Genomic DNA, 21809 nt, shown 5'->3' on the forward strand with positions numbered 1-21809 from the left:
CGGACGTGCCGAACACGACGCACGTGCCCTGGCCGCCGCCCGCACCGGCAGGCGCAGAGGCAGCGGCCGCGGGCGAAGCAGCGCCCGGGCACCGGCGGGCCGATGCCGGCCACGTTCTCGATCTTCCGGGCCTGCGGCAGCGGGTCGACGCCGCCCTCGACCGGTTCCTCGACGAGCGGGCCGCCGAGCTGCGGGCGATCGACCCCGAGCTCGACGTCCAACTGGACGTGGTCCGTTCGTTCGTCGCGGGCGGCAAGCGACTGCGGCCGGCGTTCTGCTTCTGGGGCTGGCGTGCGGCCGGCGGCGAGGCGGACGATCCGCGGATCGTGACCGCCTCGGCCGCGCTCGAACTCCTCCAGACCGCGGCGATCGTGCATGACGACGTGATGGACGCCTCCGACACCCGGCGCGGAAGGCCGTCGGTGCACAGGCAGTTCGCGAGCCTGCACGCGACCAGGCGCTGGGGCGGTCCGGCGGAGCCGTTCGGTATCGGTGCCGCCCTGCTCCTGGGCGACCTGTGCCTGTGCTGGTCAGACGAGATGCTGCGCGGCTGCGGCCTGCCCAACGACCGGCTGCTGGCGGCCTTCAGGTACTTCGACCTGATGCGTACGGAAGTGATGGCCGGTCAGTATCTCGACCTGGTGAACCAGGCCGCGGGAACGTCGTCACTTCCGGCCGCGATGCGGGTGGTGAGGTACAAGAGCGCGAAGTACACCGTCGAACGGCCGCTCCATCTCGGCGGGGTCCTCGCCGGTGCGTCGCCCCAGTTGCTGGCCGCGTACTCGGCGTACGGCATTCCGCTCGGTGAGGCGTTCCAACTCCGAGACGACGTACTCGGCATCTTCGGCGATCCCCAGGTGACCGGTAAGCCCGCGGGCGACGACCTGCGGGAAGGCAAGCGCACGGTCCTCGTCGCCAAGACGCTCGAGGCCGCGACACCGGCACAGGCCGAGCGGTTCCGCACGTGTTTCGGCGACCGGGACCTCGACTCCGGTGGGGTGGCCGAGCTGCGGGATGTGATCGTGGCCACCGGTGCGCTCGCCACGGTGGAGCGGCTCATCGCCGAGCTCACCGACGCCGCATCGACCGCGCTCGCGAAGGCCCCGGTCGCGACCGAGGACCCGCGCTCGGCCCTCGGTGAGCTCGCCCGGCTGGCGACGCAGCGCTCCGGCTAGCACCGCCCGGTGCGTCCTCAGGGCTAGTCGAACGTGGGGACGTCGAGTTCGGGTCCCGTGCCGGCGAGCAGGACGGCGAAGGGGCCCCACTGCTTCTCCCTGGCGCGATCGGAGAACACGTCGAGCGCCATGCGGGCGGTCTGCGGGTTGAGCTCGGCGAGACCCGCCCATCCCTCCCACAGCACAAGGATCCCCGCGTCGTCGCGCACCTCGCTCAGGCAGTCGGCGAACGCGTCGAAGTTGCGCCCGAAGTACGTCGGGAACCCGAACGTCGCGGCAACGGTGTCGAGGAGTCCCGCCTTGTCGACCACGGTAGTCGTGTCGAACTCGACGAAGCGCCAGCCAGCCTGCTCGGCGGCCGCTTTCACCTTCGCCTCGGTCGGTGCGGACCGCCACTGGTAGACGCCGGGGGCTTGTTCCCCAGCAAGCAACTTGTCCAGCTCAGGCATCGCCCACTCCTTCCGGGCAGCTCCCCCGCGCCCGTTCCCCGGCTCCGCGTCCACGCGGGCCAGTGTGAAAGTTCCGTGTCGAAACGGCCGGTGAGCTGACGGCGCCAATGAAGTGACGGCGCCAGTGCCGGCGTGTGGTCAGAAGCCGAGCGCCTGGGCCTGCCGGCGTACCTGCCGACCGCGGTTGTCAGCCAGCGCCGCGATCGGTGTGCCATCGAGGCCGTCATCGGGCGTGTGGAGCCATCGGACGGCTTCCACCTCGTCATAGCCGGCGTCATGGAGGACCGTGAGTGTCCCCGCCAGGCCCTTGACCACCCGGTCACCGGCCAGGAAGTCGGCCGGGACGTGGAGCACTCCCCGCTCCCCGTGCGGCAGGGCGATCAGCTCCCCGTCGCGCAGGAGCTGGCGTACGCGGTTGACGCCCACACCGAGCCGCTCGGCCACCTCAGGGAGGTTCAGCCAGGCGGGGACGAGGTGGTCGAGGTCGTTGGTGGCGGCACTCGTGGTCGACTCGTTCCTGCTCACCCTGCCAAGCCTGCCACCGTTGCCTGGACGCTAACCGCCGGGTCTGTGAGGAGTTCGGCATCTACCCGGACGCCCCTGCCGGCGAGGCGCCGCCCCTGCACCAGGTCACGGGGCCGGCCGACGGCGATCAGCGCGGTGAGGCGGTCGTCTCCGGTGAGCCAGAACGCCGACCAGGACGGGTCGCGTTCGGGGTCGCCGCGCCACACGATCCGGTCGCTCGGCGCGGGATGTCCGGCGTACTGGACAAAGCGGCCGAACTGCTCGCTCCAGACGTACGGCACCGGGTCATAGGTCTCGTCCCGGCCCAGGAGGGTGGCGGCGGCAACGGCCGGTGCCCGCAGCGCGTCGTCCCAGTGTTCGCCGCGGATCCGAGTGGCGTAGCGGGGCGACCAGCGGGCTGTCACGTCGCCAGCCGCCACGACTGCGGGCCAGCTGGTGAGAAGGTCCGCACCCACGGCGACGCCGTGGTCTAGCGCGAGTCCGGAGCCCTCGAGCCAGGAGGTTGCCGGCCGGACACCCACACCGACGACGACGAGGGAGCCGGAGAGCCGGCGTCCGTCGGCGAGGTCCACGCCGTCAGGACGTACGGCGGCCACGCGCTGGCCGCAGAGCAACTCGACGCCGGCGGCGGCGTACCACGGCGCGAAGTGCCGTCCGACCTCGGCGGGCAGCGCGTGCGTGACCGGGGTCGCGGCCTGCTCGAGCACGGTGACTCGGCAGCCGTGCCGAGCGGCAGCCGTCGCCACCTCGGCACCGATCCATCCCGCGCCGACGACGATCACCCGCTCACCGGGCTGAAGCCGGGACCGCAGCGCGAGGGCGTCGTCGCGGGTACGGAGGTAGATCGCGCCGTCGCCGGGGAGCCGGACCGGTTCGGCCCCGGTCGCGATGACGAGCCCGTCGTAGGCAAGCCTCCCAGCGTCGGTGTCGAGCTCTCCTTCGCGCAGGTCGGTCGCTGTCGTGTCGAGGCGGACGTCGACCTTCAACGCGGCCGCGTCGAACGGCAGCGTCGGGTCGTCGGCGTCGCCGAGCAGGACGGCCTTGGACAGGGGCGGCCGGTTGTACGGCGGATGTGGCTCGGCTCCGACCAGGACCAGCTCACCCGAGTACCCCTGGCCGCGCAGGGCAAGGACGGCCTGCAGGCCCGCGAGTCCCGCACCGGCGACAACGACACGTTCCATCGTTCGCAGCCTATGGTGGCCTCCCATGACGACCGATCACGCGGTGTCCGGCTCGGGCGGTGCCACCGTCTCCACCACTCCTTCGCACGATGTCCTCATCGGCGAGGCGTACGCCGACAACTCCAGGCTGGCTGCCCGAGTCTCGATCTACGACTGGCAGCGGCCACGCCTCGATCTGGTGGGGCTCGCCCTTGCACGGCTGGGCGACGTCGGCGGTCCGGTGCTGGACGTCGGTTGGGGCACTGGTGCGTACACCTCGCGCCTCAGGGCGACCAGGCCGGACCTCCGTGTGGTTCCGGTCGACCTGTCGGCGGGGATGCGGCCGGAGGTCGTCGGCGAGGTGGACCGGCTGCCGTTCAGCGACGGCAGCGCGGGCGGGGCCCTGGCGATGCACATGCTGTACTACGCGACGGATCCGCGTGCCGCGCTGGCTGAGTTGCGGCGCGTGCTCAGGTCTGGTGGCCGGCTGGTCGCGAGTACGAACGCCCACGACGACAAGGCCGAGATGGGTGGGCTGTGGCAGGCGAGCCTGCGTGATCTGGGCATCGTCGACCCGCCGGCCTACTCCTTCGACGACCGCCGGTTCTCCCTCGACGTCGGCATCGAGCTCGTCCGCCAGGTGTTCGGGACCTGCGAGGTGCAGGAGCGCCGCTACCGACTCGTCGTCCCCGAGGTCGCTCCGGTGCTCGCCTACGTCGACAGCACGCGTGACCTCGCCCGTCACCTGCCGCCGTCGGTGTCGTGGGCGGACTACCGTGGAGCCGCCGAGTGTCGGATCCGCGCCGAGATCGAGCGCACCGGAGCGTTCCACGTGACCGGGCACATGGGGATCCTGGCCGCCACCGCCTGACTCACCATTCGCCCAGGCCGGAGCACGGAGAGTGACACCGCTCGACGACGAGCGGCGCGGCCTGCTGGGCGGGTTGGCACGGTGTCCCTACACTCGTGACGTCCGAACCGATTTGTCAGCGAGGCCCTCGCGTGGACGTAAGCGTCAGTGACCCCATGGTCGGTCGCCTGCTCGACGGCAGGTACCGGGTGGGGCGCCGCATCGCGCGCGGCGGCATGGCGATGGTCTACGAAGCCGTCGACACCCGGCTGCACCGCACGGTCGCGCTCAAGATGCTCCACGCCGGCCTGGCCGACGACGCCGACTTCGTCCGCCGCTTCCACCGCGAAGCGCGTTCTGCGGCCCGGCTGTCCCACCCGCACGTCGTGGCGATGTTCGACCAGGGCGAGGACGACGGCACGCCCTACCTCACGATGGAGTACGTACCCGGCCGGACGTTGCGCCACGAGCTGTCGAGCAGGGGTCGCCTTGATCCTCGGGAGGCGCTGGCGTTCCTCGACCTGATCCTGCAGGCGCTCGCGACGGCACACGAGGCGGACCTGATCCATCGGGACGTGAAGCCGGAGAACGTCCTGCTCGGCGACGACGGTTCGGTCAAGGTTGCCGACTTCGGCCTGGCGCGCGCGGTTTCGCAGGCGACGAGCACGGCGACGCAGGGGCTGCTCATCGGCACCGTCTCCTACCTCGCGCCCGAGCAGCTCACCCACGGCGCGGCCACCGCGCGTGGCGACGTCTACGCCGCCGGCATCATGCTCTACGAGATGCTCGTGGGGGCCAAGCCGCACGACGGCGACTCGCCCATCCAGGTGGCGTACAAACATGTCAACGATGACGTCCCACCGCCGTCGCAGGCCGTGCCCGGGATTCCGGCGTACGTCGACGGTCTGGTCCTGCGCGCGACCGCGCGCGACCCCAATCAGCGTCCTGCCGACGCGCGGGCGTTCCTGCAGTTGGTCCGGCGGGCCCGCAGCGCGCTCGGGCAGGGGGTCGACGACGCGCAGCTCACCCAGGATCTCGGGATGGCCCAACGGCCGGGCCAGCCGTCGCAACCGCCGCGGGCCGAGCACACGTTGGTGGCGCCCATGGAGCCGATGCCGGGCGGGGCGCATCGTCAGGGGGGCCGGCTCGGTCCGTTCACCCCGAGTGGTGCCCCAGGCGTCGTCGGCGTCCGGCAACCTTCCTACGACGACGAGGACTACGAGGGTCGGCCACCGCCGCCCTGGTGGCGACGCCTCTGGGTGATCGGCGCGTTCGTCCTGGCTCTGTTCGTCGTGGCCGGCAGCGTCTGCTGGCTGGCCGCGGTGGGTCCGTTCACCCGCGTACCCGAGGTGATCGGCACGAGCAGGGCCGCCCTCCCGCAGCTAGGTGAGCGCTCCGGAGTGGTGTTCGTACCTAGGCTCGTCTTCCACGAGCAGGTACCCAAGGATCGCGTCATCCGTTCCATCCCCACCCGTGGCGAACGCATGTTCCGTGGCGGCACTGTCGAGGTCTGGGTATCCCGCGGACCGGAGCGTCATCTCGTTCCCAACGTCATCGGCATGACCGAACGTCGGGCCCGGAGGGTCGTCACGGGCGCCAACCTCACGGTCGCTCCGATCCAGCAGGAGTACAACTCCGACGTCGAGGCCGGCCGGGTCATCCGTACCTCGCCCACCCCGGACACGCCACTTCGCCGCGACGCGCCGGTGACGCTGGTGGTCAGCAGGGGCCCGGAGCCGTTGTCCATTCCGTCCGTCGTCGGGCTCGAGATCACCCAGGCCACGACCACGTTGGAAGGGCTCGGACTGACAGTGGCGAGATCCGACGCCTTCTCCGACACGGTGCCACCGAATGCGGTCATCAGCCAGGACCCGCAGCCAGGTCAGGGCCATCGCGGCGACACGGTGAATCTCGTCGTGTCCAAGGGCCCGGAGTTCATCCCCGTGCCAGACGTCGTACGCATGGGCGAGGAGGAGGCGACGAAGGCCTTGACCGACGCGGGCTTCGAGGTCGAGGTACGCCAGTCCTCGCTCTACCTCGGCATGAACGTCATCGCGAGCCAGAACCCGCCGGCCGGGCAGCCGACGCGGGTGGGGTCCACGATCATCCTCGAGAAGGTGTGAGCCTGCCTCCACGCCCCATCGGTTCTCACGTACCGGTCTCGGGCGGACTCGTGAAGGGCGCGTTCCGGGTGGCCAGCGGGATCGGCGCCTCGGCGCTCCAGGTCTTCGTCGGCAACCCGCGCGGGTGGGCCCTCGCACACGGCGACCCGGCGCAGGACCATGCGTTCCGGGACCAGTGTGCGGAGGCAGGGTTTCCGACGTACGTGCACACGCCGTACCTCATCAACCTCGGCTCACCCACGGCCACGACCGTGCGGCGGTCACTGGACTCGATCGCCCACAACCTCGCCCGCGGGCACCGTATCGGCGCGCGGGGCGTCGTCGTCCACACCGGTTCATGCGTCGCGCAGGGCGGCTTCGACCAGGCGATGCGGCAGGTGCGGGAGGGTCTGTTGCCGCTGCTGGACAAGGTCCCGGACGACGGACCCACGCTGCTGTTGGAACCGACCGCTGGACAGGGACAGTCGCTGTGCGCCGGTGTCGACCAGCTGCCCGCCTATCTGGACGCTCTCGAACGCCATCCGAGGCTCGGCATCTGTCTCGACACCTGTCATGTCTTCGCCGCGGGCGCACCGCTCGACCGGCGGCGAGGCATGACGCGCACGCTCGACACGCTGGTGGAGACGATCGCACCGATACGCCTGGAGCTGGTGCACGCGAACGACTCCAAGGACCCGTGCGGCAGCTTCCGTGACCGGCACGAACGGATCGGTCAGGGCCACATCGGCGAGGCGGCGTTCGGTGAGTTGCTCCGCCATCCCGCCGTTCAGGGCGTTCCGCTCATCGTGGAGACGCCGGGCGGGAAGGACGCCTGGGCCGAGGACATCGCGCTGCTCCGCAGACTCGCCGCACGGAAACGCCGGTCCCGATGACCGGGCCACCCCCTGACCTGCGTACGCCTCACACGGCCGGAGAGGCGTCGGCACCCGAACGGCTGGACCGCGGGTCCCTGCTCGCCGTCCTCGGCCTGCTGGCGGTGACGGCGACCTGGGGCTCGACGTTCTTTCTCATCAAGGACCTCGTTGTGCGGGTGCCGGTGCCGGACTTCCTCGCGGTGCGGTTCGCCGTCGCGGCAGCGGTCCTCGCCCTCGTCGCCTGGAAGCCGGTCCGCCGCCTCTCCCCACCCACCCGCCGCCGCGGCATCGCCCTGGGCGCCGTCTACGGCTTCGCCCAGATCCTGCAGACCGAAGGGCTCGCGCACACGTCGGCGTCGGTGAGCGGCTTCGTCACCGGGATGTACGTCGTCATCACACCGCTGCTCGCCGGCGTGCTGCTGCGGCAGCGGATCGGCCGGGCCGCCTGGCTGGCGGTGTGTCTCGCCACAGTCGGGCTCGCGGTCCTGGCGCTGCGCGGTTTCGCGTTCGGCTACGGCGAGACGCTCACGCTCCTGTCCGCCGCGTTGTACGCCCTGCACATCGTCGGTGTCGGCGCCTGGACGAGCAGACGAGACGCGCTCGGGCTCTCGGTCGTCCAGTTGGCGGTCATTGCGGTGGTGTGCGGTGTCGCCGCGCTGCCGGGCGGCATCGCGGTGCCTGACCGGACCGGCGACTGGGCGTCGTTGCTCTACATGGCACTCGTCGCCGGGGCGTTCGCGTTGGTGACCCAGACCTGGGCGCAGGCGCACGTCACCGCGACGCGGGCCGCGGTCATCATGTGCATGGAGCCGGTCTGGGCCGCCGGTTTCGCCGTCGCGATCGGCGGAGAGCTCGCGACTGTGCGGATGGTGGCCGGCGGTGGACTCATCCTCGCCGCGATGTACACCGCCGAGTTGGCGCCGGCACGCTCGCAGCGAGCGCGGTCGACCACCACGCCGTGCTGACGTTGTAAGGACGTCCACCTTCGGCTACGACAATGGCTTGAAAACTTTCGGTCCGGCGGCCATTCTCAACGCTGAGTCCCACCTGGGAACGTGCCCACAAGGTTCGCGCAGGCAGCGTCCCGTGTCCGACGAGGATCCGGCGAAACGCGCCCTCACGAGCACGCTCGAAAGGTACGACGTTGACTGCCACGACCGATGTTGCGACGAGTCCGAACCGCCCGACCACCGGGACGCCGATCCGGACCGCATGGAGTCCGCGGGAGAAGTCCAACCTCCGCAAGGCCCTGCTGTTCATCAGCCCATGGATAGTCGGTGTCCTGGCCTTCGTGCTGTATCCGATCGTCTACTCGTTCGCCCTCAGCCTGACGAAGTACTCCGGGATGCAGGCACCCGAGTGGTTCGGCGTCGGTAACTACGTACGGCTGGTCCAGGATCCGCTGGTCTGGACCTCGATCTACAACACGCTCTTCTACTCCGGCTGGGCGGTGCCGATCGGTCTGGTCGTCGCCCTGCTGCTCGCCCTGGCGATGAACCGGCCGGTGCGCGAGGTGGCGTTCTACCGCACGGCGCTGTACGTCCCGTCACTCGCGCCCATCTTCGCGCTGTCGTTCATCTTCATCGTGTTGGTCAATCCCGGAACGGGCATCGTCAACCAGTTCTTCGGGCTGTTCGGCGCACCGCCGACGGACTATCTCGCCGATCCGACGACGGCGAAGATCGTCATCGTCGCCACCGCACAACTGGGTGCGGGAAACGCGGCGCTCATCTTCCTCGCCGGGCTCAACAACATCCCGCAGACGTTGTACGAAGCCGCGCGGATCGATGGCGCCAACGCCTTCCAGTCGTTCTTCCGGATCACGATTCCGTTGCTCACACCGGCGATCCTGTTCAACCTCATCACGGGAATCAGTGGCGGCCTGCAGGTCTTCACCCAGGCGTACATCATGACGCGAGGTGGCCCTAGCAACGGCACGTTGTTCTACATGTACTACCTCTACAAGAACGCCTTCAGCTATGCCGAGTTGGGCTATGCATGTGCGCTCGCTCTCATCCTGTTCCTTGCCGGGGTGGTGCTCGCCGTGGCGGTCTACCAGGTGTCGAGGCGCTTCGTGAACTACGAGGTCGCCACCTGACGTCATTCAGGCAGCCCTGTTCGGCACCTCGTCGCGCGCCCGAGAGAAGAGGACTTCAGCATGGCACTCCAGACCGACACCGGCATCGAGTCCCCACGTCACGACAGTGGTCCGGTGCTGTCCGCGCGTTCGCGTGCGGTGCGCAGAGCCTGGGACAAAGTAGGCAACCGCATCTTCCTGGTGGCGATGGCGGCCCTGTTCCTGCTGCCGCTGTACTGGATGATCGCAACGGCACTGAAGTCGAACGAGGAACTCGCGACGACACCGCCGACGATCGTGCCGGACAGCTGGAAGTGGAGCAACTTCGTCGAGGCGTTCCAGACGATCCCGTTCGCGACGTACTTTTCCAACTCGGTCATCATCACCGTGCTCGGCGTGATCGGCTCGGTGGTCTCGAACCTCATCGTGGCGTACGGGTTCGCGTGTATCGACTGGCGCGGGCGCGACAAGGTGTTCTACATCGTCCTTGCGACGCTGTTCATCCCGTTCCCGATCGCGATCATCCCGACGTTCGATCTCTTCGCCTGGTTGGGGTGGATCAACACGTTCCTGCCGCTCGTCGTCCCGCACTTCCTCGCGAGTGCGTTCTTCGTCTTCCTGCTGCGGCAGTTCCTGCTCCAGGTGCCGCGGGAACACCTCGACGCCGCCCGCGTCGACGGCGCGAACGAATGGCAGATCCTGTGGCGCGTGGTGTTTCCGATGTCGCGACCGGCGGTCGCCGCCGTCGCGATCTTCTCCGCCGTCGGCTCCTGGAACGACTTCATGGGACCGCTGCTGTATCTGCAGGACGAGGCGAAGCAGACCCTCGCCATCGGACTCGAGGCGTTCAGGAGTACGCACGATGTGCAGTTCAACCTGCTGATGGCGGCGTCGGTGATGATCGTGGCGCCGCTCGTCATCTTGTTCTTCGCGTTCCAGAAATACTTCATCCGCGGTATCACGCTCGGCAGTTTCAAATAGGAGAGGACACCCTCGAAAGATGAGAACTCCCCGTATCCGTCCTCGCCGACTCGTGCTCGCCGCGCTCGCGCTGGTCATGGTCGCGGCGACAGGCGCCGCCTGCTCGAACGACCGCGGTGACAACGAGCTTCTGGTCTGGACCTCGCTCGGTGGCGAGATCGACATGAAGCCGCAACAGGAGATCATCGCCGAGTTCGAGAAGCAGAATCCCGGCGTGCACGTGCAGATCGTGCCGAAGGCAGGTCGGTTCACCGGTGACAACACCGCCCTCATCGCGGCCGTCCGCGCGAACGAACCACCTAACGTCTTCATCACCGACCGGTTCACTGTCGCGAACCAGGCGTCGACCGGTCTGCTCGCCAACCTCACGCCGTTCGTCGAGGCCGACGGAGAGAACCTCCCGGACAACTACCTTCCGTTCGCGATCGACGAGGCTTCCTACAACGGCGACCTCTATGCCTTGCCCTTCGACACCGACGCGCGCGGCCTCTACTACAACAAGGAGACTCTCCGCGACGCCGGCGTCGATCCCGAGGTGCTGGACCCGTCGAACGGCCCGCCCACGATCGATGAGGTCCTCGAGATCGCGGAGCAGGTCAACGAGACCGACGAGAAGGGCAACTACACCCGGATGGGCATGATCCCGTGGGACGGTCAGGCGTTCCACGCGACGTGGGGGCTCATCAACAACGCCAAGTGGTACGACAACGACTCCTGCGAGATCACCGTGCAGTCGCCAGGTTGGGAGAAGACGTTCGGGTTGTTCCAGGCCTGGGCGGAGAAGTTCGACTACCAGAAGGTGTCGGCGTACCTCGCGACCTACCGCCCGCCGAACGCCGACCCGACCACCTCGCCGTTCTACACCGGCCGGCTGGCGATGGCGATCGACGGCAACTGGAGCCTGGCCAGCATCAAGCAGTACGCACCCGACCTCGACTATGGGGTGACGTACATGCCGGTGCCGGAAGAGGGTGACGAGCCGATGACTTGGGCCGGCGGCTTCGCCCTCGTCATGCCCAAGAACGTGCAGAACCCCGACCTCACGTGGAAGTTCATGAAGTTCTACGCCGGCGAGGAGGGCCAGCGGATCTATGCCAAGGGCGCCAGCAAGATCCCGACCTGGAAGTCGCTCATCGATGACAAGAGTGTCACCGGCGAACAGGGAATCTTCCCGAGCATGATGCCGTACGCGACCAACCGGCCGGCGTTGCCCGTGGGTGCCCAGATCTCCGACGCGATGAGCGCCGCACAGTCCAGCGTGCTGCTCGGCGAGGTCACGCCGCAGGAGGCACTCCAGCAGGTCCAGGACCGAGTGGGCCCGCAGATGAAGCAGTTCTGCCCGTTCACCTTGAGCTGACGAGCCGCTGGGAAGCCCGGACATCAGGCCCTGCTGCATGCTCCGTCCCAGCATCTGAGAGCATGGGTTTTCGTGCAGGGTCGGCGCGGTGACACAGACGGCACGACGAGCACCGTGACGGAGATCGACGTCCGTCGCGGGGTTCCGGCGGGCCATCGCGTCGCCAGTGAGTGGCGGGTCTCCCACTACGGGCCGGTTCCCCGGCGTACCGACCCTGGCGGCTGGGACCTCCGGATCAGCGGTGCCACGGCCTCGGGCCACGACCACCTGCTCGGTCTGGCCGCTCTCGAGGCCCTTCCGCGGGTCCGGGTACACGCCGATCTGCACTGCGTCAGCGGTCACACCGTGCTCGACCTGTGCTGGTCGGGCGTACCCACCACGGCGCTCTTCGACCTGATTCCGCCACGCGAGGACGTACGTTACGTGATGGCCTGGGCGCAGTTCGGTTACTCCGCCAACCTGACGCGGGCCGACTTCACCGCCGAGGGGTCGTTGCTCGCCACCCACGTCGCCGACCGTCCGCTCGCGCCCGAACGCGGTGGCCCGCTCCGGCTCGTCGTCCCGCACCTGTACTCGTGGAAGGGCCCGAAGTGGCTCCGTCAGATCGAGTACCTCACCCAGGACAGGCGCGGGTTCTGGGAGGAACGCGGCTACCACAACTCCGGCGACCCGTGGACTGGGCGGCGCTACTCCCATCAGGAGGAGACCGGCGAGGGTCCTCCCCTCTGACCGGCGCCAGTCCCTCCAGCCGCAGCGCCAGTCGTTGATTCGTCAAGCATTGTTAGGGGTTCACCACTGCGCGCCTGTCCAACGTGGCAAGGGACACGTGGCCTGATTGTGACCATCAGGCGCGTCCGGATCCCGGACGACCGTGCCAGTAGGTGAGAGCGCACGGATACGCTCCACTCCTCGAGCGGCACGCAGGTCCGCCGCTAGTGGTATGGGAGGCCCACCTGTCATGGTGGTCGTCATGGCGCCGGGCGCACCGGAGGAACAGGTCGATGCGGTCGTCGCACGGATCGAGTCCACGGGCAGCCAGGCATTCGTCAGTCGAGGGGTGCTGCGCACCATCATCGGCGTGGTGGGCGACGCCGCGGACTGCTACGAACTCAACCTGCCAGTGATGCCCGGAGTCTCGACGGTGCTGCGGGTGTCAGCGCCCTACAAGCTCGTCAGCGCCCAGGCACACACGGGACGTTCTGTCGTGCAGATCGGTCCGCCCGGACACCAGGTCTCGATCGGGCCGGGCACGTTCACGCTGATCGCCGGGCCACCGGCCATCGAGAGCCCGGAGCAGGCCCTGGGAGCCGCCCGGCTGGCGGCTGCCGCCGGCGCGACAGTCCTTCGTGGGGGCGTGCACAACGCACGAACGCTGCCGCCGGGCTTCCCGAGCCAGGGCGAGGCGGGGCTGAAGGTGCTCGCCAACGTCCGCGACACGACCGGTCTGCTGATCGCGGTCGAGGTCGTCGACCCCGGTGACGTCGATCTCGTCTCGTCCTACGCCGATCTGCTCCAGGTCGGCGCCGCCCACATGCAGAACCTCCCGCTCCTCGACAGCGTGGGTCGATCCGGCCGGCCGGTCCTGCTCACCCGCGGCCGGCAGGCCACGGTCGACGAGTGGCTGATGGCGGCGGAGTTCGTCGCCCAGCGCGGCAACCTCGCCATCGTGCTCTGCGAGGGCGGGATCCGTACGTTCGAGACCGCGACCACCGCCACTCTCGATCTCGGGGCGATTCCGCTCGCCCAGCAACTCTCCCACCTGCCGGTGATTGTCGACCCGTCCCGCGCCTGCGGCCGGCGCGACCTGGTGGTGCCGCTCGCCCGGGCGGCCATCGCGGTCGGCACCGACGGGCTTCTGGTCGATGTCCATCCCGACCCGGAGAACGCTCTCGTCGACGGGCGCCAGTCCTTGGCCGGAGCCGAGCTGCGTGAGCTCGCCTCCGCCGTACGTCAGTTCCCCCGGATGCTCAACCGGTCCCCCACGGCCGCGGGTTAGGAGGCTGGCGCGTCCCGACGCAGGGACTCGCTCGTGGAGACCTGGGGCCCGTCGGCTACCGCGTCGATCTCCGCCAGCAGGCGCTCACGCACCGGCTCCTCACACAGGGCGGCTCGAACGCCGGTGCGAGCGATCTGGACAAGTTCGGCCTGGGTCAGCCCGAAGACAGTGGCGGCTCGCACGTACTCGTCGTTCAGCTGCGCACCGAACATCCCCGGGTCGTCGGTCGAGAGGGTGACCGGCACACCGTGGTCGAGGAACCTCGGTAACGGATGGACCTCCCAGGACGCCACCGCCCTCGTCCGGACGTTCGATGTCGGGCACATCTCCACAGTGATCCGGCGTTCCCGCAGGTGGTCGAGCAGCCGCGGATCGGAGACCGCACCGATCCCGTGCCCGATCCTTGCCGCACCCAGGTCGTGGATCGCCGACCAGACGCTGGCCGGTCCCGTCGTCTCTCCCGCGTGCACGACGCTCGCGAGTCCAGCCTCACGGGCGAGAGTGAAGTGCCGGCGGAACTGCGCCCGCCCGACGCCCACCTCCAGACCGCCGAGGCCGAGCGCGACCAGTCCGGCCGGGCGATGCCGCAGGGCGAACGCCACCGTCTCCCATCCGCTCTGCTGGCCCTCGCCTCCGGCGATGTCGAAGATCCAGTTGAGGCCGACGCGGTGCTCCGCCGCTGCCAGTTGGCGGCCCTGGGTGAGCGCCTCGGCAAGCTCGTCCGGGGCGATCCCGGCCCGCAGATGCGAGGTCGGCGTGACCGTGACCTCGGCATACCGGACGTTGCTGCGGGCCGCGTCGCGCGCGAGCCCGACGACCAGGGCGACGATGTCAGCGCTGGTGCGGACGAGGCCACTCACGACGCCGTAGACGGCCAGGAAGTGTGGGAAGTCGTGGAACTCGTAGTAGGCCGCGAGCGCGGCTCGTTCGGTGGGAACGCCGGCGTCCGGGTGGCGACGCGCCAGCTCCAGCACCGTCTCGACGGATGCGGAACCCACCAGGTGCAGATGAAGCTCGACCTTGGGCAGGGAAGCGACAGCCGACATGACGTCCGACACGGTTGGGACCTCCGCTGGTCACTTACTCCGCGAGTAGGCGGGCGAGCACGTCGCCGGCCCGCTTGCACGCGTCCGCGTCCACGTCGAGGTGGGTGACGAGCCGGATCGTCGACGGGCCGAGCACGGACACCAGGACCCCTTCGGCGCGCGCCTGCAGAGCTACGTCTTCCGCGGCAAGTCCGCAATGCACGAGGTCGAGAACCACGATGTTGGTCTCGACCTCGGCCAGGTCGACAAGTCCCGGGCGGGCGTCGGCGAGCGTCTCGGCGAGGGCCCGCGCATGGGCGTGATCTTCGGTGAGCCGCTCGACGTGATGGTCGAGTGCGTACGATCCGGCGGCCGCCAGGACGCCGGCCTGCCGCCATCCCCCACCGAGCCGCTTGCGCCAGACCCGGGCCTCGGCTATCTGGTCCGTCGTACCGGCCACGAGCGAGCCGACCGGAGCCCCCAGCCCCTTCGACAGGCACACGGAGACCACGTCGGCGAGAGCGGCGTACTCGCCGAGGGGGATACCGGTCGCCACACTCGCGTTCCACAACCGGGCACCGTCGAGATGGACGCCGACACCGGCTGACCTCGTGATGTCACGCAGCTTGCGGAGGGGACCCAGCGGCTGGATGCTGCCGCCGCCGAAGTTGTGGGTGTTCTCGACCGACACTCCCGCGGTCGACACGAAGTACGGACCGGCTTTGGGCGCCAGCAGCCTCTGCACGGCACCGAGGTCGAGCAGGCCGCGTGGATGGGACCAGGTGCGGGTGGTGATGCCGAAGATCGCGGCGTGTGCCCCCAACTCGGCCCGGGCGATGTGGGCCCGTGACTCGCACAGAACCTCCTCGCCAGGTCGCACCAACGAACGTACCGCGAGCAGGTTGGCCATCGTCCCAGTGACCGTGAAGAGCGCGGCCTCCTTGCCGAGCAGGTCCGCGACCCGCTCCTCCAGGCCACGACAACCCGGATCCTCGGCATAGACGTCGTCGCCGACCTCCGCCCGCGCCATTGCTGTCCGCATGCCGGGGGTCGGTGTGGTGACTGTGTCGCTGCGGAGGTCGATCACGTCCTGGGACGTCTGAGTGGCCACGACGGCACCGTAACCGATGCCGTCGTGGCCACCGCGCTGTCACCCCAGGACAACCGTCATCCCTTCACGGCACCGACGGAGAGACCCTCGACGAGGAACCGCTGTGCGTAGGCGTAGGCAAGCACCACCGGGACGCTGATCAGGATCGACGCCGCCGAGAGCTGACCCCACGGCACAATGTCGCCGACGATCATCTGCTGGAGACCGAGTGGAAGCGTCTTCAGGCTCTCGTCGGTGAGGAACACGAAGGCGAACAGGAACTCGTTCCACGCGTTCGTGAGTGTGAAGAGCCCGACCGCCAACAACGCCGGCTTGGCGAGCGGAAGGATGATCAGCCGGAACGCCTGCATCCTGGTCGCACCATCGGTCATCGCCGCCTCCTCCAGCTCGAACGGGATTCCCCGGAAGTAGCCCATGAGGAACCAACAGGCGAAGGGCAACGCGAACGTCGGATACGTCAGGAACAACGCTCCGAGGTTGTCGATCAGGTGCAGGTTGCTGACGATCCCGTAGAGGGGGATGAACAGCAGCGCGCCCGGCATCACATAGGTCAGCAGGACCGACCCGGTGATCGTCGGTGCACCACGGAACCTCAACCTGGCAAGGGCGTACGCCGCCAACGCCGCCACGCTCACCGCAACCACAGTGGTCACCAGGGCCACCACCAACGTGTTGCGGAACCACGTGCCGAACGGATTTTCCGCCAGCAGGTTGAAGAACTGGTCGCTGGTCCACGGCGTCGGCCAGAGCATGCTGACCCGGCTGGTCATCTGCAGGTCCGTCTTGAACGCCGTGATGATCATCCAGTAGATCGGCGCCAGGACGAAGAACAGCAGGCCCGCCAGCGCGATCCACAACGGAACTCGCCCGAGGCGGTTGCCGCTCAGTCCCTTGTTGCCGACCTGCGTCAGCACCTCCGAGGCCTTGGCACATCCGATACCGAAGCCGATGAGGATCGCCACCCCGACAGCCGCCTTCACGAAGAGCTGTGGGTCCAGCTTGATCAACAGAGCCGTGAAGGCCACCCCCACCGTCCAGAGGATGGGCCGACTGATCCGTGCGAAGAACCGCGCGACCACGCCATCGCCGTTGCCCGTACCCGCACCGCCGCGCAGGTACCGTGCGAGGACGAAGATCAGCACCGCGGTGAACGGCAGCAGGATCACCGCCGCGGCCGAGCCGAGGCCGAGTTGGAGCTGCTGGATCGCTGTCTGGTAGGCGAAGATGGTGTACAACGCTGTCGAGCCGGCCGGGCCGCCCTGGGTGAGCAACCAGACCGAGTCGAAGTTGTTGAACGTCCAGATCGTCGACAGCAACACCGTGACCAGCATGACGTACTTCAGGCCGGGCAGTGTGACATGGATGAACCGTCGCCACGCCGACGCGCCGTCGACCGCGGCCGCTTCGTACAGTTGGCTGTCGATCGCCTTCAGGCCGGCGAGGAAGTTGATGGTGAAGAAGGGAATCCCCTTCCAGGTGTTCACCATCACCACCGACGCCATCGCGAGGTCCGGGTCGGCGAGCCAGGTCGTCGGCCACTGCGGCAGCACATGAAGGTCGGCGAGCAACGGCCCCAGGTGAAGCTGGTTCAGCAGGTAGTTCAAGCTGCCGAACAGTGGGTCGAAGATCGACCGCCAGCTCACCGCCGCCACCACCGTGGGGATCACCCACGGCAGGAGGACGAGCCCCGTGACCAGGGACCGCCCCTTCCTGAGGTTGTGCAGGAGCAGCGCCGCGATCAGCCCGGCGCTCACCTTGAAGACCTCGGAGTAGGCGGTGTAGACGATCGTGTTGGACACCGAACGACCGAAGAACGGGTCGCCGAACAACCTGACGTAGTTGTCGAACCCGACGAAAACGTTGTCGGCGCCGTGGCGGGCCGTGAAGCTGAGCCTGATCGCGTCGAGGAACGGGATCGCGATCAGGCCCACCAACAGCAGCACCATCGGGCCGACGAACGGGTAACCCACCCGCCAGTCCGTGCCGAGGAGCCGCCGTCTCCTGACGACCGCACCTGACTGTGGACGTGCAGGACGGACTTCACGGAGCGCACTGCTCACTGCTTGAACCCCAGCTGCTCGAAGGTCTGGACCATGCGCTTGTGTGCGTTCTCCACGGCGGTCTCGACCTCGACACCCTTCTGGATGATCTCACCCATCATGTCGGTGAGGATGTACGCCTGCCCGACCGCTCCTCGACCTGGACTCGCGTCCTGCGGGAAGTGGTAGCCCGTCGTGGTCTCGATCGGCAGCTCCTTCGTGGCCAACTCGTAAGTGGGCTTGAAGATCGGGTCACCTTCGAGGTAGAAGGGGTCGGAGTTCCAGACCTTCTCGTATGCCGGGTAGACCAACGCGCCGGCGTCCTTCGCCAACGGGAGCAGACCATCACCCGAGGCGAGGTACTTCGCCACGATCTTGGCGAGGTCGGGGTTCTTCGCGCCCTTGAAGATCACGAAGGCCATGACTCCCGCCGTCGTGAGCGAGACGTCGGTCGCCGGTCCGGCGAACCCCGGGAAGGTCCACGTCACCGGGTGGACGGCGTTGCCGGTCGTCATGGCCTCGGCATAGATGCTGTAGGAGTTGAGGGTGAAACCGGTGACCCCGGCGAGATAGGCCTCGTTGTTGCCCGTGTCGGTCCAGCTCATCACTCCTGGTGGGAGCATCGGCTTGTATTTGTCCGACGTGTAGATCTCGGACAGGAAACGGACCGCCTCGATGGTCTCCCGAGAGTTGAAGACGACCTTCTCGCCCGCGTCATCGCTGATTCCGCCACCGTAGGCGTTGATCAGCGATTCGACGAGTCCGTTGGCGTCACCGCCGCGGTTGACGGTGAGACCCCAGCCGTAGCGTTGTTGGTCGGGGTTGGAGATCTCGAGAGCCGCGTCGCGGGCGTCTTCAAAGGTCTTGATGTCCTCGTAGGCGATGCCTTTCTCCTCCAGCCAGTCCTTGCGTGCGAACACACCGGAACCCATGCTGTAGAAGGGGATTCCCCACCACTTGCCGTCGATCACCAACGAGTATTCAGCGGTACCGCCGGCCGTTCCGAGCTCCGCCACCAGCTCGTCGACGACATCGGTGACGTCCTCGATGAGGTCGAGCTCGTGCATCTGCGAGACGAACCGACCAGCATCGACGGACGCCATGTCCGCGACATTGCCGGCCCTGACGGCAGCCTGCTGCTTGGCCACGAAGTTGCCCTCGTCGGCATTGAATGTGGCGTTCTTGACCGTCGTCTTCGTGTCCTTGGCGAAGGTCTGGAGGATGTTCTCCACCGCAGTGTTCGCCTTGTCGAAGTACTGCCGCGTCGACAACGTGCGGGTCGTCTGGCCTTCGAAGTCCTTGGCCTCGTCGAGCAGCTTCTTCGGCACAGCCGCGTTGGATGCCTGCGGCGGAGCGTTTCTCGTCTTACTTGCCTCGGTCCGGCACGCCGCCACGCCGGGTACGGCAAGAGCCGCGCCCACCAATCCCGCTCGGGCGAGGAATCGACGGCGATCCAAGCTCGCTGGACGTTCCATGAGCACACCTCTCACGTACACCTTCAGGCGTCGAGGCCGTCCGACTCACTGGGTACGCACCGGCCGGGCTAACCGAGTGGCCGTCTGTTCAGTGAGGATGGAGCGGGCCAATCGACGAAACTTTCGAACTGTCGGGGGTGGATCCACACTGGGTGGCGTCACCATAGTGACCCCGGCGCGTAATTACCAGATCCTTTGGTAAAGCGGCCGCAACCCAGCAGGTCGAGGCCCTACTTCTCGGCAACACGCCTGAAGTCCAGAAGGTGTTCATGCGCTGGGCGCATGAACCTCCATAAGAGATCGACATGGTCGTCCGGGCAGGTGCACGGACCGAAGCCCGCGAAAGTTTCGTTCCGCAGTCGAGCTGGTTGCGACGCCAGGCTCGCCGACCCCGACATCGTGACCGATCTCGGAAGACCGAGGGGTCGTCCGTGGCCGCGTGAGATGCTGAAGTGTCGACGACCGACTACGGAGGTCCCTTCTTTTCATGCGCATCCAACCCACCCCTGACCACCTCATCGAGCTCACCCGTGAGTGGTCGGGCGAGCGCTTCGCCGACGGCCGACCGCGTGTTCCCGACGACGTGCTCGACCGGCTCCGACTCGCCACCACGGAAGAGGCGTGGGGCACCCTGCTGCGTGCGGGCTACGATCGCCAGTTTGCCGGTGGATGGCGAGAGACCCATCCCGGCACGATCCTCGTCGGCCGGGCGGTGACGTCACAGTTCCTTCCGCATCGGCCCGACTACGACGCGGCAACCGTCACAGCGGGGGCACGGGAGGGCCATCTTGCCCCCGACAAGCAGAACTCCTGGATCATCCAGACGCTGCAGCAGGGCGACGTGATGGTCACCGACATCTTCGGCAAGGTGAAGGAGGGCACGGTCGTCGGCGACAACCTGAGCACGGCGGTCGCCGCCCGCACCGGAGTCGGAGCGGTCATCCATGGTGGTATCCGCGACTACCAGGGAATCGTGGAGCTGAAGGACGTCAACTTCTTCTTCCGGGACGTCGATCCGACACCGATCCGGCACGTGACCCTCGCGGGAATCAACATCCCGGTCCGCATCGGGGAGGCGACCGTGCTGCCCGGCGACGTCGTCCTCGGTACGCCAAGCGGGCTGGTCTTCATTCCACCGCACCTCGCCGAGAAGGTCGCCGAGTCCAGTGAGAACATCCGGACCCGCGACGTGTTCGGAAAGCTCCGCCTCGCCGAAGGCGTCTACACCAGCGCCGAGATCGACGTCGGCACCTGGCCGGACCACATCGAGGAGGACTTCCAGCAATGGAAGAAGGAGCAGCAGCAGTGACCGCGGATCCCGAGCAACTGTTGGACAACGTCACCACCCATTCCCGACCGAGTGACCTGCGCATCACCGACCTGCGGATCGCCACCCTGGTGGGGGTTCCGTTCCGTTCGACCATCATCCGGATCGACACCAACCAGGGGATCGCGGGTTTCGGCGAGGTACGCGACGGCGCGAGCAAGACCTTCGCCCTGCTGTTGAAGGCGAGACTGCTCGGCGAGAACCCCTGCAACGTCGACAAGTTGTTCCGCAAGGTCAAGCAGTTCGGCCACCATGCACGTCAGGCCGGTGGCGTGTGCGGGGTCGAGATGGCGCTGATGGACCTTGCCGGCAAGGCGTACGGCGTACCCGCGTACGCTCTCGCGGGTGGGAAGTTCCGCGACAGGGTGCTCTGTTACGCGGACACGCCACGCTCGTCGGACCCCACCGTGCTGGGCGAACGGCTCCTCGCCCGGCGCAAGCGTGGTTACCAGTTCCTCAAGTGTGACGTGGGAATCGACCTGCTCTGGGACGTGCCCGGCGCCCTCATCGCCCCACCGGGTGCACGCGAGTCAAGAGCGACGATGCATCCGTTCACCGGGATCCAGGTGACCGAGAAGGGTGCCGAACACCTCGCCGCGCACGTCTCCACCGTGCGCGACATCGTGGGCTACGACATCCCGCTGGCGGTCGACCACTTCGGCCACATCGGTGTCAACTCCTGCTTGCGGGTGGGCCATGCGCTCGAGCCGTTCACCCTCGCGTGGCTCGAGGACATGGTGCCGTGGCAGCTCACCGAGCAGTGGCGCGAACTCACCACGCAGCTGAACACGCCCACCTGTACCGGCGAGGACATCTACCTCGCCGAGAACTTCCGGCCGCTGCTCGAACGTGAGGCCATCCGGGTCGCGCACCCTGATCCGGCCACCTCCGGTGGCATCCTGGAGACCAAGAAGATCGGTGACCTCGCCGAGGAGCACGGCGTCGCGATGGCGCTGCACATGGCCGGCACGCCGATCGCCACCCTGGCGAGCGTGCACATCGCCGCGGCGACCAACAACTTCCTGGCGCTCGAACACCACGCGGCCGACATCCCGTTCTGGAGCGACCTCGTGACGGGGTTGCCCAACCCGCTCGTCGAGGACGACGGGCACATCGCGGTGCCCGAGGGGCCCGGCCTCGGATTCGACGACATCAACGAGGAGCTGTTCCGCGAGCACCTCGACCCCGCCGACACGACGTTCTTCGCCGACTCCTCGACCTGGGACGGCGAACTCCTCCGAGACCGGCTCTGGAGCTGAGCTCTGCCTCGTCATGCCACCGGGCG

19 protein-coding genes are annotated in these 21809 nt (G+C 68.0%); 12 read left to right on the forward strand and 7 right to left on the reverse strand.

Translation table 11 applies throughout. The features are described 5' to 3' along the window. The first annotated feature begins 5 nt into the window (after positions 1–5). Entirely contained in the window at positions 6–1175 is a 1170-nt protein-coding gene (locus ABN034_RS02130) for a polyprenyl synthetase family protein (RefSeq protein ID WP_349689258.1), read from the forward strand. 23 nt (positions 1176–1198) lie between these two features. Here ABN034_RS02130 and ABN034_RS02135 read toward each other — a convergent pair whose 3' ends face one another. From ABN034_RS02135 to ABN034_RS02145, 3 genes are all read right to left on the reverse strand, one after another. After that, positions 1199–1624, reverse strand: coding sequence for a barstar family protein (locus ABN034_RS02135; protein ID WP_349689259.1), 426 nt, complete (start codon positions 1622–1624; stop codon positions 1199–1201). A 138-nt stretch (positions 1625–1762) separates the two neighbouring features. Continuing rightward, positions 1763–2149 carry an Rv2175c family DNA-binding protein gene (locus tag ABN034_RS02140; RefSeq protein WP_349689260.1) on the reverse strand — a complete coding sequence of 129 codons (387 nt, stop codon included), beginning with the start codon at positions 2147–2149 and terminating at the stop codon, positions 1763–1765. Continuing rightward, the gene (locus ABN034_RS02145; protein ID WP_349689261.1) at positions 2146–3330 is read right to left on the reverse strand and encodes an NAD(P)/FAD-dependent oxidoreductase; all 1185 of its coding nucleotides are present in this window, start codon (positions 3328–3330) and stop codon (positions 2146–2148) included. Before ABN034_RS02145 ends, ABN034_RS02140 begins: the two co-directional genes overlap by 4 nt. A 25-nt stretch (positions 3331–3355) precedes the next feature. On the opposite strand from ABN034_RS02145, the gene ABN034_RS02150 reads away from it, so the two are divergent. From ABN034_RS02150 to aroF, 9 genes are all read left to right on the forward strand, one after another. Then, positions 3356–4180, forward strand: coding sequence for a class I SAM-dependent methyltransferase (locus ABN034_RS02150; protein ID WP_349689262.1), 825 nt, complete (start codon positions 3356–3358; stop codon positions 4178–4180). Positions 4181–4311: 131 nt separating this feature from the next. After that, positions 4312–6282, forward strand: coding sequence for a Stk1 family PASTA domain-containing Ser/Thr kinase (gene pknB, locus ABN034_RS02155; protein ID WP_349689263.1), 1971 nt, complete (start codon positions 4312–4314; stop codon positions 6280–6282). Then, the gene (locus tag ABN034_RS02160) at positions 6279–7154 is read left to right on the forward strand and encodes a deoxyribonuclease IV (RefSeq protein ID WP_349689264.1); all 876 of its coding nucleotides are present in this window, start codon (positions 6279–6281) and stop codon (positions 7152–7154) included. Before pknB ends, ABN034_RS02160 begins: the two co-directional genes overlap by 4 nt. Beyond that, entirely contained in the window at positions 7151–8101 is a 951-nt protein-coding gene (locus tag ABN034_RS02165; RefSeq protein WP_349689265.1) for a DMT family transporter, read from the forward strand. The genes ABN034_RS02160 and ABN034_RS02165 overlap by 4 nt, the downstream gene beginning before the upstream one ends. Positions 8102–8280: 179 nt before the next feature. Beyond that, positions 8281–9234, forward strand: coding sequence for a carbohydrate ABC transporter permease (locus ABN034_RS02170; protein ID WP_349689266.1), 954 nt, complete (start codon positions 8281–8283; stop codon positions 9232–9234). Positions 9235–9294: 60 nt separating this feature from the next. Beyond that, positions 9295–10194 (forward strand): carbohydrate ABC transporter permease, encoded by a 900-nt coding sequence (locus tag ABN034_RS02175; protein WP_349689267.1) that lies wholly within the window; start codon positions 9295–9297, stop codon positions 10192–10194. A 19-nt stretch (positions 10195–10213) separates the two neighbouring features. After that, entirely contained in the window at positions 10214–11551 is a 1338-nt protein-coding gene (locus ABN034_RS02180; protein WP_349689268.1) for an ABC transporter substrate-binding protein, read from the forward strand. 114 nt (positions 11552–11665) lie between these two features. Next, complete coding sequence (locus ABN034_RS02185) at positions 11666–12280, forward strand: molybdopterin-dependent oxidoreductase (RefSeq protein WP_349689269.1); 615 nt, start codon at positions 11666–11668, stop codon at positions 12278–12280. Between the two features lie 229 nt (positions 12281–12509). Continuing rightward, a complete protein-coding gene (gene aroF / locus ABN034_RS02190) occupies positions 12510–13547 on the forward strand; it encodes a 3-deoxy-7-phosphoheptulonate synthase (RefSeq protein ID WP_349327927.1) in 1038 nt (345 codons plus the stop codon). Here the strand turns inward: aroF and add are convergent. From add to ABN034_RS02210, 4 genes are read right to left on the reverse strand one after another with little or no spacing between them, the layout of a single operon-like run. Continuing rightward, a complete protein-coding gene (gene add / locus ABN034_RS02195) occupies positions 13544–14605 on the reverse strand; it encodes an adenosine deaminase (protein WP_349689270.1) in 1062 nt (353 codons plus the stop codon). The genes aroF and add overlap by 4 nt on opposite strands. Before the next feature lie 22 nt (positions 14606–14627). Continuing rightward, positions 14628–15683: a threonine aldolase family protein gene (locus ABN034_RS02200; RefSeq protein WP_349689271.1), complete on the reverse strand. Its 1056-nt coding sequence runs from the start codon at positions 15681–15683 to the stop codon at positions 14628–14630. 56 nt (positions 15684–15739) lie between these two features. Further along, complete coding sequence (locus ABN034_RS02205; protein ID WP_349689272.1) at positions 15740–17743, reverse strand: ABC transporter permease; 2004 nt, start codon at positions 17741–17743, stop codon at positions 15740–15742. Continuing rightward, positions 17740–19197 (reverse strand): extracellular solute-binding protein, encoded by a 1458-nt coding sequence (locus ABN034_RS02210; protein WP_349689273.1) that lies wholly within the window; start codon positions 19195–19197, stop codon positions 17740–17742. The genes ABN034_RS02205 and ABN034_RS02210 overlap by 4 nt, the downstream gene beginning before the upstream one ends. Before the next feature lie 487 nt (positions 19198–19684). Between ABN034_RS02210 and ABN034_RS02215 the strand changes: the two genes are divergently transcribed. After that, a complete protein-coding gene (locus tag ABN034_RS02215; protein ID WP_349327922.1) occupies positions 19685–20506 on the forward strand; it encodes an RraA family protein in 822 nt (273 codons plus the stop codon). Beyond that, positions 20503–21783 carry a mandelate racemase/muconate lactonizing enzyme family protein gene (locus tag ABN034_RS02220; protein WP_349689274.1) on the forward strand — a complete coding sequence of 427 codons (1281 nt, stop codon included), beginning with the start codon at positions 20503–20505 and terminating at the stop codon, positions 21781–21783. The genes ABN034_RS02215 and ABN034_RS02220 overlap by 4 nt, the downstream gene beginning before the upstream one ends. Positions 21784–21809: the final 26 nt, after the last annotated feature.

Source organism: Actinopolymorpha sp. B11F2 (genome assembly GCF_040195635.1).
Classification (GTDB): Bacteria; Actinomycetota; Actinomycetes; order Propionibacteriales; family Actinopolymorphaceae; genus Thermasporomyces.

Excerpts from the sequence above, each read along its gene's own strand:
- ABN034_RS02135 (WP_349689259.1), bottom strand. The coding sequence starts at position 1,624 with ATGCCTGAGCTGGACAAGTTGCTTGCTGGGGAACAAGCCCCCGGCGTC.
- ABN034_RS02145 (WP_349689261.1), bottom strand. The coding sequence starts at position 3,330 with ATGGAACGTGTCGTTGTCGCCGGTGCGGGACTCGCGGGCCTGCAGGCC.
- ABN034_RS02150 (WP_349689262.1), top strand. The coding sequence starts at position 3,356 with ATGACGACCGATCACGCGGTGTCCGGCTCGGGCGGTGCCACCGTCTCC.
- ABN034_RS02165 (WP_349689265.1), top strand. The coding sequence starts at position 7,151 with ATGACCGGGCCACCCCCTGACCTGCGTACGCCTCACACGGCCGGAGAG.
- ABN034_RS02175 (WP_349689267.1), top strand. The coding sequence starts at position 9,295 with ATGGCACTCCAGACCGACACCGGCATCGAGTCCCCACGTCACGACAGT.
- ABN034_RS02180 (WP_349689268.1), top strand. The coding sequence starts at position 10,214 with ATGAGAACTCCCCGTATCCGTCCTCGCCGACTCGTGCTCGCCGCGCTC.
- aroF (WP_349327927.1), top strand. The coding sequence starts at position 12,510 with ATGGTGGTCGTCATGGCGCCGGGCGCACCGGAGGAACAGGTCGATGCG.
- ABN034_RS02210 (WP_349689273.1), bottom strand. The coding sequence starts at position 19,197 with ATGGAACGTCCAGCGAGCTTGGATCGCCGTCGATTCCTCGCCCGAGCG.
- ABN034_RS02215 (WP_349327922.1), top strand. The coding sequence starts at position 19,685 with ATGCGCATCCAACCCACCCCTGACCACCTCATCGAGCTCACCCGTGAG.